Source organism: Echinicola sediminis (assembly GCF_054777495.1).
On the sequence record NZ_BAAHAP010000131.1, the window covers coordinates 1 to 11433 of the forward strand.

An 11433-nucleotide genomic window follows, 5' to 3' on the forward strand; every position below is an offset into this window, starting at 1 on the left:
GGAAAGTGGCCCAATGATTCCCGGAATCCGTGGCCCAGTATGCGCCGGAAACACTGGCCCAGCATCGCCGGAATAGACAGCTTGTCTGACGAATTGCTGCTCAGAAGGGTTATTGGCTGCTAAACAGGAGGAGTTTGCCTGCATGAGGGCGGGCTTTAATTTTAGCCCAATAGATGCTCTGCGGCGGGGTTTTTGGGTTACTTTTTTTATCTGTAGAAAAAAAGTGACAAAGTTTGAATGTGGTATAAAGGTGAATTTATGCCAGTAAAAATAAATCCAAGCCTACTATAAGTCGTATAGAAACTATTATATTGGTGTAATTACGGATAATCGTTTACATTTTTTCTGTATGGAAGAATAATCTTGTTGTCCCTACCCGTATTCCAAATGCTTTAGATTAGTTTTATTTCCTGCGGATCTTCGCTGATGAAATTTCAACATCTGTTTTTGTCTGACGTCTAAAATCTTACCTTATGGCATAATCGACCTCGCACAGAGCCGTTTTTACCCCTCATGCATTTGGTAAATTCCCAGGATATTTGTTATATAAGATGAAATGTTAAAACTTTTAATAAACAAAGGCAATGGAAAAGATCACCGTAAAAACAGTAGTAAATGCACCAGTGGACACTGTATGGGCTTATTGGACTGCTCCGGAACATATTGTGAAATGGAATAGTGCCTCCGAGGATTGGCATACGCCTCGGGCGAGCAATGATCTGCGTAAAGGAGGAAGTTTTACTTCCAGAATGGAGGCCAAGGACGGAAGTATGGGCTTTGATTTTTCGGGAACTTATAGGGAAGTGGAAAAAGGAACCCTGATCACCTATGTCATGGAGGATGGACGTGAGGTGGAGATTGTGTTTGCCCCAGAAGGCGAGGGGACCCTGGTAAAGGAGACCTTTGATCCTGAGCAAAGCAACCCGGTGGAGATGCAAAGAGGAGGCTGGCAGGCCATTTTGGATAATTTTAAAAAATACGTGGAAGCGAGTTCGTAGGGAGGAAGTAGGAAGTGGGAAGTACGAGGTACGAAGTTTGAAGAGGGAAGTACGAGGTATGAAGTACGAAGTACGAAGTTTGAAGTGGGAAGTAAGAAGTACACTCTTCCTGTTAGATAAAGAGTTGGCCAGTGGAAGGGGAATTGTTAGAGCGCAGGCCTTCCCCCTTCAGGGGGCTAGGGGGGCGTAGGGAGGAAGAAATGCAGGTTTAATGATACAATTCACTTGTATTAAGTAAGTGTCAACTAAATTCAGGACGTGACAACGAGGTACGAGAAAATCTAGCATCTAAAGTCTAGGGTCTAGCATCTAAAGTTTAACCATGCCGGAAGCATTGGCCGATATCGTGGGATATGGATATCCACGATTGTGTCAGTCAACAAAATGAATTATCAGAAATTTCATTGGTGGGAACAATGCGGATATTCAGGTAATGGAATATAGTAAGGGACAAGGATATATCATCAATCCTGATATTATTTTGACGTATGCTTATTTTAAATTTGCATTTTGAATAGAATTAAAGTACTTGGTTTTGTTATTAGCGACTATTGGGTTTAATTTATTTCGACATATTCCATTAATAGACATAGTCAAATCACCTCCGTATAATGTAGGTCTATATCAAATGAGGTTTTATGTCCGCCCAAACAAAACCATGTACCCAAAATGCTCTCAAAGATCAGTCAGTCTGAAAATCAGCATACGTCATGCCCTGAGAATGAAAAAGGGCGTGATCATGGACTTTTTGCAAACCAAACGGATCATCAGATTTGGGAGGGAGTAAAAAGCGGACAGGATGAGGCATTGGCAGAATTATACACCCGGTACGCCAACAAACTTTATAACTATGGAACCCAGATTACCCTTGATCATGACTTGGCCTTTGATATAGTGCAGGATGTGTTTTTGAATCTGGTGTCCAAAAAGGAGAAACTGGGACAGATCCTTTCAATAAAGAATTACCTTTATGCTTCTTACCGCAGGGCATTGATGAGGGCCCTAAAAAGGAACAAGCGACTTAGGTTCAATGAGGATTATGAGCGGTATGATGGTTTTCATGTGGATATAGCGGAAGACTTTTATGCCTTGTCCACGGATTTGACCATAGATGTCAAAAAATTGCTCCACAAGGTAAGCAATGAGCTGCCTGTCAGACAAAGAGAAATCATTTCTCTTTACTTTTTCGAACAGCTGTCCTATCAGGAAATAGCTGAGGTGATGGCCTTTACCAATGTGCGCTCGGCAAGAAACTTACTCTATAAAGCCCTAAACAGCATGTCAGAAGTCTTAAAGAAACATGAAGAAATGTTGCTTCTGTGGGTGATTTTGATGAGTTCACTTCGGTAGCTTGCCGAAATCGGTTGACCGTCAACCGTCAACGGTCAATCCGAAACAATGCTGTTTTTTCCAATAAATTTTGTGTTAAAAATCATTTTTCAAAAAAAATCCACTTTTACCGATGTCACTTTTGAATGTTGTGTCTCTTAATTATCAGTTAAGCGCAATTGATAGTATTCAAGAGAGGAATTATGGAATTCAATCCCAAAGATGAAGCCGATTTTTTAAGGAACCCATTTTTTGTTAAATGGGTAAACCAGCCCAATGACCACAGTAACCGGTATTGGGAAAATTGGTGTGCCAAAAATCCCGATAAGGTTAGCCTATTGTACAATGCAAAGCAAGTAGCTAAAAGCCTCAAGCCAAAAGAGGAAAATAGGATAGAGGCCGGTAAGTTCCAAGAGGGACTGGACAGGTTGATTGCTGCCAATAATGATAAGAAAACTGCCATCAGGCCATTATACAAGTCGGCAAACCAAGGATGGAGTACTTTCGGAAGGTCAATAGCTGCCTCTATTCTTTTGATGGGCATGCTGATGATAGCCTATGCTACGATATTTTCTCCAGTTGAGGAAGAAATGCCCATAGTAGCGGAGGTGGCCATGATTCACAAGGAGGTCCCCAAGGGAATGAAAAAGTCGGTAAGTCTTCCGGATGGTTCCAGGGTAATCCTCAATGCCGGAAGTAGTATCAGCTATCCTGAGGAGTTTGGAGCTAGCAGAGAAATTGAGTTAAAAGGACAGGCCTTTTTTGATGTCAAAAGAGATCCTTCCAGACCTTTTATTGTCAAGAGTGGGGATTTACAAACCACGGTGTTAGGGACCTCCTTTGATGTGAAAGCATACGAAGATCAGGACCAACTCCATGTGGCAGTGGTCACCGGTAAAGTGAAGGTAGCCACAGGCAATGGGATAGAAACCCATATCACACCCCGGGAGGCCACGTTTTATAATTCCAAAACAAGGGAGGTCAAAAAGGAAATCTATGATTATGAAACGTTGATAGGGTGGAAAGACAAAATCCTCAAGTTTCAGGATGCGCAGTATCCGGAAGTCTTTAACCGGCTTTCCAACTGGTACAATGTATCCTTTGTCTTTGAAAAGGGAGTACTGCTTAAGGGGGACTACACTGGTAGATTTGAGGACCAGAGCTTAAAGAACGTGCTTTTCGGAATGGAATATTCCGCAGGGATAACCTTTGAGATTGAGGGACAAACGGTGTATGTAAAAAGTAAAAAGTAAGATCAATTGCGCTTGATCAATTCAATAAGAAATCAATTTTCAATTAACCCACAACATTATGAAACAAAACGTACCAATTTTATCAAGAAGTATTGGTAAGGTGATTTTGGGGCTGGCACTGGCACTTTGCTTCCTGAACTCACAGATGACATTTGCCTTGCCAAAGGAGGATCAGGACAAAGGACTGGATCAGATTTACCTGACCATCCATGCGAAAAATGAGTATGTGTCTTCGATTTTTGAGGAAATAGAGCGGAAAACGGGCTATGCTTTTGCCTATGAAAGACAAAAATTGAGCAATGTACCGCGTCAAGACCTGGAAATCAACAATGGTACATTACTAACCGTTCTTGAAGAACTTTCCAAAAATGCAGGACTGAAGTTTCGAAGTGTCAACAATACTATCCATGTAAGCAAACAGGAGGTATCGGCACCAATCGCGACCGTTCAGGAAGAGAGGACGGTTACCGGTAAGGTCAGTTCTTCTGTAGATGGAGAGGCCATACCAGGGGCTACGGTCAGCATATTGGGGACTACTAAAGGCACTGCTACTGATATCGACGGGGCTTTTAGCATCACTGTAGCTGACGGAAGTGCCGTGTTAGTGTTTTCCTTTGTGGGATACAAAACCCAGGAAATAGCAGTGGGGAACCAATCCATCATCGATGTGGTCCTGGAAGAGGACTTGCAGGGATTGGAAGAAGTAGTGGTCGTGGGCTATGGTACCCAAAAGAAAATCAATGTGACCGGAGCAGTGGCCGATGTCGGTGGAGAGGTGCTCAATCAAAGACCGGTGACCAATGCGGCTTCCATGCTTCAGGGAAGAATGCCTGGTGTAAGAGTGGTACAAAATTCTGGTCAGCCTGGAAATGAAGGCTTGGGGATTCAGATAAGGGGCCAGGGAACTTTCAGTGGTGCAGGGTCAAACCCCTTGGTGCTGATAGACGGGGTAGAAGGCAGCCTTTCGGATATTTCTCCCAATGATATAGAAAATGTTTCGGTGCTCAAGGACGCCGCTTCTGCTTCCATCTACGGGTCGAGGGCAGCCAACGGGGTGATTCTGGTGACCACCAAAAAAGGGAGTAAAGGAGGGTTGAAGATTGACTACAGTGGTAATTATGCGATCAATACTCCTTCAAGAATGCCTGAATTCATTACCAATTCAGCAGAATATATGGAGATGTTTAATGAAGCAAAGTTAAACACCAACATCACCAATGGGCTTTACACGCAGGAACAGATCGATATGTACCGTAATGCAACCGATAGGATGCAATATCCCAATACCGATTGGGTGGACATCATGTTCAATCCTGCCCCGACCCAAAACCACTACCTATCCTTCAATGGAGGGGAAAAAATGACGACTTATAATGTGTCGTTGGGATATGTCAATCAAGAGGGGGTAATGAAAGGTTTTGACTATGAACGATACAATTTTAGGATAAACCTGAATTCCGGTATTAATGAAAATATCCGTTTTGGAACCAACCTGTCGTTGAAAAGAGGAGAACGTTCCAATCCACGTCAAGGTGCTTCGGATATGTTTTTGTCTACCTTGTCACAGGCTCCTACCTATGGGCCTACCTTACCTGATGGATCGGGAAGGTATAGTTATAAGGCCTATGCTTTTGAAAGCAACAATAAGAATCCGGTGGCCATTGCAGAAAACGGAGTCCTCAATAAGTTGATGGATCATTCCGTGAATGTGCAGGCATGGACGGAGCTTCAACTGGTGCCGGGATTAAAATGGTACACCAAAGGGGCTATAGTGGGTGATTTTGGGAGAAGTAAAGACTGGAGGCCAGCGGTGCCCTTATATAACTTCCACACGGGAGATTTTATGACCGATCTGGATGTAGGCGGCAGGGGATTGATTTCCGATTCCTATCAGGAAATCTACACCAATTTATTTACCTACCTGAATTACGAAAAGACCTTGGCAGAAAAGCACAGCTTGAACTTGCAGGTGGGCTATAGCCAGGAAAACACCCAGTACGAATATTTGAGAGGTTATAGGGAAAGGTTTTCCAATACCTCGCTTCAGGAACTGGATGCGGCCAGTCCCGCTGTCCAAAATTCCAATGGTACCAGTAATGAATGGGCCATCCAATCTTTCTTTGGACGTTTGGGATATAACTTTGATGAGCGTTATATGCTGGAAATGAACCTGCGCTATGATGGAACGAGCAGGTTGAGTCCCGATACCCGATGGGGAGCGTTTCCTTCTGTATCTGCCGGATGGAGGGTGTCCGAAGAATCCTTTATTGCTGATGCAAACATGGATTGGTTGAACGACCTGAAGTTCAGGGCTTCCTATGGTGAATTGGGAAACCAGAACATCGGATTGTACCCTTATCAGGACATTTTGGAATTTACAGGTGCTTATTCCTTTGATAATGCAGGCCTCTCCACGGGGGTAGCCCAGACCCGCCTTTCCAATGCCAACATTAAATGGGAAACCACCAAGGTGACGGATATAGGAATGGACATGATGATCCTCAACGGCCTGAATGTGACCGTAGACTGGTATAGAAAAGTCACTTCCGACATTCTCAGGGGATCTCAGCTCACCGGTATTGTGGGGCTTACACCTCCCACCATTAATGATGGGGTAATGCAGAACACCGGATTGGAGTTTAGCATGAACTACCGCAACTATATTAAAGACGGGAGCCTGGAGGGATTAAACTATGAGGCAGGATTCTTCATTGACAGATTTAGAAATGAATTGGTGGAATATGGAGCGGAACAGATCAGTGGAAACAATATTTACAGAGAGGGACTACCTTGGGGCAGCTTTTATATGTTGGAATGGGAAGGCATTTTCCAGACAGAGGAAGAGGTCAACAATTCCCCCAAACAGTTTAATGATGCCACCACGCCGGGAGATTTGAAATTTAAGGATCAAAACGGGGACAATGTCATCAATGCAGATGACCGAGTAGTTATCGGTAATCCATTTCCTAAGTTTGAATACTCTTTTAACCTAGGGGCATCTTATAAAGGTTTTGACTTTTCTGCTTTCTTTCAAGGGGTAAACAAGAGGGATGTTTTTGTCAATGGCTGGGGTACCATACCATTTGTACAAGGTGCTGTACCTACAGCTGACTGGAGAAACCGTTGGACTCCTGACAACCCTTCTACCACCATGCCTAAAATGTACTGGGGATGGAATGATGGTGGCAAAATTTCCCGCGCTTCCACTTATTTCCTTCAAGATGCGAGTTATTTGAGAATGAAAAACGTGGTATTGGGCTATAGTTTCGATGAAGTGGTTTTGGAGAAATTAAAACTCAACAAGTTAAGGCTTTATTTCTCTGGGGATAACCTGTTCACCATTACAGACTATCCTGGATTGGATCCTGAAAGGAGTGGGAACGGTAGGTTTGTGAACTACCCTCAGAATAAGATTTATTCTTTCGGGCTTCAAGTTCAACTTTAATTCTCCCAATCTAAAACTAAGCGATTATGAAAACGATAAGAAAAAATATATTCATCCTATTGGCATTGGCCGGATTGGCAAGCTGTGAAGGATTTCTGGATAAAAACCCTACTGACCAACTTTCATCCAGCTTGTTCTGGAAATCCAAATCTGATTTTGATAATGCCCTTACGGCGATTTATGGTTCCATCCAAAATAATATGTTTTCGATTGGTGCCCCCAATTTGGATGTGCTTACCGATAATGGGTATGGACAACATAATTATTGGGGCTCCAGGGAAATAGTCCAGGGGAATATTAATCCCACTTCCGGAGGTTATGTTTCCGATATTTACGGTGCCAGTTATCAGGCTATTGCCCGGATCAATATCTTCTTGGATCAATTGGAAAATTATGCCGGAACCGATATCAGTGCCGATCAGAAAAGCGCCTATACGGCAGAGGCAAAGTTTTTTAGGGGCTTTTATTATTTTGAATTGTATAAGGCCTATGGTTCGGTACCCGTGGTGACGGTTCCATTGAGTATGGAGGATCAGTTTCAGGAAAAAATGCCGGCCGATCAGGTTTTGGCTCAAGTGACCGACGACCTGGATGCAGCGATCAACGGCCTGCCAAATGTGACTTTTAGAAATGGTGCCGGACATGCTGTGAAATCCTCTGCGGAAGCCTTGAAACTAAGGGTGTTGATGTATTCGGCCTATGACCAAAACGGAAATGCCAAGACCGATGTGATGCAGTCTGCAAAAGCTTTGGCAGAATCACTGATAAGTGCAGGGTATGATTTGGCAGATGAATATACCTCTGTGTTCAGGGATGGTACCCAGGAAGGAAATGAGGAAATTATCTTTTCCATTAAATTTCTGGCCCCGGACAATGCCACCTCTATGGATCAATGGTACGGTGATTGGTTTGTTATCAGTCCTTTGCAAAACTTTGTGGATGACTATGAATATGTGGACGGTCTTCCCAAAGGAGAATCTCCACTGACAGATGAGGGGAATCCCTTCAATAACAGGGACAGCAGGCTCGAAAAGACGGTTTTCAAGGACTTCGTAGATTGGGGAGGTGGAAATACCCATAATCCCTCTAATGGAGGACCTACCACTTTTGGACTGAAAAAGTTTCTAACTCCAGAGTTGATCCCTTATGGCTACTCTACCAGAAGCCAACAGGATTGGGTGCTGTTACGTTATGCCGATGTGCTGTTGATGTATGCTGAGATTGTGAATGAACTTTCAGGAGCGACTGCAGAGGTATACGATGCCGTCAACCAAGTAAGGTCAAGATCAGATATGCCTGATCTTCCGATGGGACTTTCCCAGTCCGAAATGCGGGAACGCATCCGACACGAAAGAAGAATAGAATTGGCTTTTGAGGGGTTGAGGCTATATGACCTGAAGAGATGGGGGATTGCCAATGAAGTACTGAATAACGTTACGGATGGAGTAGTGGGTTACCATTATGAAGATAGGTTCTTCCACTGGCCCATTCCACAATCAGAGATCGATAAAAGCAATGGTACGCTTGAACAAAATCCGGATTATCAATAAGTATGGGTGTTTAACAGAAAAGTCTTGGGCCCTGTCCAAGGCTTTTTCTATTTTCCTTAGTTGAATAACGGGAAAACATCAATATTTTCAATGGTTAGTTTATTCCTCGTAAATGTCCAATAAACCAGTTTACCAATTGAACTATTAACCATATTTCAGCTCACTGGTATTCTGATCGAAGATTTTCTTTACTATACTTAACGAAATCATATTTTACCATTTAGTATTTGTCAATGAAGTTTATCAAAAAAGCACTTCCTTTACTTTTAGGAGGTTTGATTTTAGGAAACATGGCCTGGGCACAAAAGGCCGATATTTCCATTTATTTTAAAGAACCTGCCAAGAACCATGTGGAGACCCTTCCCATTGGTAATGGGGAATTGGGCGGGATGATTTTCGGGAACCCCAATAAAGACCGGATTATTCTCAATGAAAAGACCCTTTGGTCTGGAGGTGTACAGGATGCTGACCGGGAAAATGCCCATGAGCATTTGGATGATATCCAGCAATTGCTTTTGGAAGGAAACAACCGAGAGGCTGAAAAGCTTCTTCAGGAGCACTTTGTCAGCAAAGGGGACGGATCAGGGCATGGCAATGGCGCCAAAGTGCACTATGGAAGCTATCAAACCTTGGGGGATCTTTGGATCACCTGGAAGGATACAGCATCAGCCTATTCCGAGTATTCAAGAATATTGGACCTGGAAGAGGCCTTGGCCACCACCAAATGGCAGCGGGCAGGGGTAAGGTATGAGCAGCTGGCTTTTTCCAGCATCGCAGATGATGTATTGGTGATAAAACTGTCAGCTTCCCAGCCCGGAAAGCTGAGCTTTTCCTTAGGTTTAAGCAGGAAAGAAAATGCGGAAACCGAGATTTTATCCCATGGCCTGATGATGAAAGGGCAGTTGCCCAACAAGGATTTACCGGGGATGAAGTTTGCCTCGATGGTTAACGTTCTACCCGAGGGAGGCAAGCTCCTAACATCAGGTGGGAAGTTGACGGTGGAAGATGCCAATGTATGTTACCTGGTGATCGCGGCAGCAACGGATTATAACATCGAGAGACCGGAAGAGCGGTCAGGGGATCCTGTTATGGCCGTCCAAAAGAAAATCGATGCCTTCAAACTGAAAGGGGTGTTTCAACGGCACCTGGCTTCTTATCAAAAGTATTTCAATAGAAATGGTTTTGCACTGGATCACCAGGATAAAGCAGTGGCATCCTTGAGCACACCGGAACGTTTGGTACGCTATGCTGCAGGGGAAGAAGATGCCCAGTTGCCGGTGCTGTATTATAATTTTGGAAGGTACCTCTTGATTTCTTCTTCCCAACCGGGGCAGTTGCCGGCCAACCTACAGGGAATATGGGCTCCTGAGTATCAGGCTCCCTGGAATGGGGATTACCATTTGGACATCAATATCCAAATGAACTATTGGCTGGCAGAGCAGACGGGACTTGGAGATTTGGCAGAACCCATGCACCGGTTTACGGCCAATTTGGTGGAGAACGGTCAAAAGACCGCAAAGGCCTATTACAATGCGCCGGGCTGGGTGGCCCATGTGATCAGTAATCCCTGGTATTTTACCTCGCCGGGTGAAGGGGCAAGCTGGGGATCTACCATGACCGGAGGTGCCTGGATGACCGAACATCTTTGGGAGCATTACAGGTTTACCAAGGATGTTGACTTTTTGAAGAAGTATTACCCTGTGCTTAAAGGAGCTGCCGAGTTTCTTTCTTCGGTATTGATTGAAGCACCAGAAAACAAGTATTTGGTTACGGCGCCTTCCAACTCCCCGGAAAACACCTATGTCAAGCCCAACGGGTATAAGGGACATACGGTAATGGGGCCGACCATGGATATGCAGATTTGCAGGGAAGTATTTGGCAATACCATCCGAGCAGCGGAAATACTGGGAGTGGACAAGCAGTTGGTGGAGGAATTGAGATCAAAAAGAGCCAGGTTGGCACCCAATCAAATAGGGGCAAATGGGGACTTGAATGAATGGTTACATGACTGGGAAGATGCTGATCCACAGCACCGTCACGTATCGCATCTTTACGGCTTGCATCCTTATGATGAAATCACTCCTTGGGCCACGCCGGATTTAGCGGAGGCGGTGAGGAAGTCATTGGAAATAAGGGGAGATGGAGGCACAGGTTGGAGCCGAGCCTGGAAAATTAACTTCTGGGCAAGACTGGGGGATGGCGATCATGCTTTACTATTACTGAGAAAGCTCTTACAACCGGCCGGTGGCGATGGTACCAAAATCGTGATGAGTAATGGGGGCACCTATGCCAATCTTTTCTGTGCACACCCTCCTTTTCAAATTGACGGCAACTTTGGCGGTGCTGCCGGTATTGCTGAAATGTTGCTCCAAAGCCATGGGGAAAAGGAAACTATCCGTTTGATTCCTGCCCTGCCGACTTCAACAGCTTGGCAAAGCGGAAGGGTAAAAGGCATGCGCGCCCGAGGTGGATTTGAAGTAGACCTTAATTGGGAGAATGGAAAGGTCAAAGAAGCCCAGATCAAATCCATAAAGGGAGGCTCCTGTAGCGTGTTATTGCCCTCCAATGCAATGATCCTCAACAGTAAAGGAAAGGTGATTGCCGAAAATGGAACAGAGAAGGATAAGGTTGTTTCTTTTGAAACCCAAGAAGGAAAAAGCTACAGGTTAAAAACTTCTTAAACATAAGATGTTAAAGCATGTACTCGGGTGAATAGGTAGAACCACTATTCACCCGACTTATTTCGGGGCTTTCTATCATAATGTGTAATAGAAAGTGCTACCTCATTATAGTTTGGTTAATAAATTTTTACGATTATCCGTAATTACACCAGTAAATTTATTTCTCACAGATTCCAC

General features: G+C 44.2%; 6 protein-coding genes. All 6 read left to right on the top strand.

Features of this window, described 5'->3' with window-relative positions; genetic code table 11:
- Positions 1 to 584 precede the first annotated feature (584 nt).
- The gene (locus tag ACYVAA_RS20710) at positions 585 to 998 is read left to right on the top strand and encodes an SRPBCC family protein (protein ID WP_460545490.1); all 414 of its coding nucleotides are present in this window, start codon (positions 585 to 587) and stop codon (positions 996 to 998) included.
- Between the two features lie 669 nt (positions 999 to 1667).
- Entirely contained in the window at positions 1668 to 2348 is a 681-nt protein-coding gene (locus ACYVAA_RS20715; protein ID WP_460545492.1) for an RNA polymerase sigma factor, read from the top strand.
- Between the two features lie 182 nt (positions 2349 to 2530).
- Positions 2531 to 3580 (top strand): FecR family protein, encoded by a 1050-nt coding sequence (locus ACYVAA_RS20720; RefSeq protein WP_460545494.1) that lies wholly within the window; start codon positions 2531 to 2533, stop codon positions 3578 to 3580.
- Positions 3581 to 3638: 58 nt separating this feature from the next.
- Positions 3639 to 7025, top strand: a complete 3387-nt coding sequence (locus ACYVAA_RS20725) for a SusC/RagA family TonB-linked outer membrane protein (RefSeq protein ID WP_460545496.1) — start codon at positions 3639 to 3641, stop codon at positions 7023 to 7025.
- A gap of 26 nt (positions 7026 to 7051) precedes the next feature.
- Positions 7052 to 8575, top strand: coding sequence for a RagB/SusD family nutrient uptake outer membrane protein (locus ACYVAA_RS20730; protein ID WP_460545498.1), 1524 nt, complete (start codon positions 7052 to 7054; stop codon positions 8573 to 8575).
- A gap of 233 nt (positions 8576 to 8808) precedes the next feature.
- On the top strand, positions 8809 to 11256 hold the full coding sequence (locus ACYVAA_RS20735; RefSeq protein ID WP_460545500.1) for a glycoside hydrolase family 95 protein: 2448 nt from the start codon (positions 8809 to 8811) through the stop codon (positions 11254 to 11256).
- Positions 11257 to 11433 lie beyond the last annotated feature (177 nt).

Coding starts and splice junctions, on each gene's coding strand:
- ACYVAA_RS20710 (WP_460545490.1), top strand. CDS start 585: ATGGAAAAGATCACCGTAAAAACAGTAGTAAATGCACCAGTGGACACT.
- ACYVAA_RS20715 (WP_460545492.1), top strand. CDS start 1,668: ATGCTCTCAAAGATCAGTCAGTCTGAAAATCAGCATACGTCATGCCCT.
- ACYVAA_RS20720 (WP_460545494.1), top strand. CDS start 2,531: ATGGAATTCAATCCCAAAGATGAAGCCGATTTTTTAAGGAACCCATTT.
- ACYVAA_RS20725 (WP_460545496.1), top strand. CDS start 3,639: ATGAAACAAAACGTACCAATTTTATCAAGAAGTATTGGTAAGGTGATT.
- ACYVAA_RS20730 (WP_460545498.1), top strand. CDS start 7,052: ATGAAAACGATAAGAAAAAATATATTCATCCTATTGGCATTGGCCGGA.
- ACYVAA_RS20735 (WP_460545500.1), top strand. CDS start 8,809: ATGAAGTTTATCAAAAAAGCACTTCCTTTACTTTTAGGAGGTTTGATT.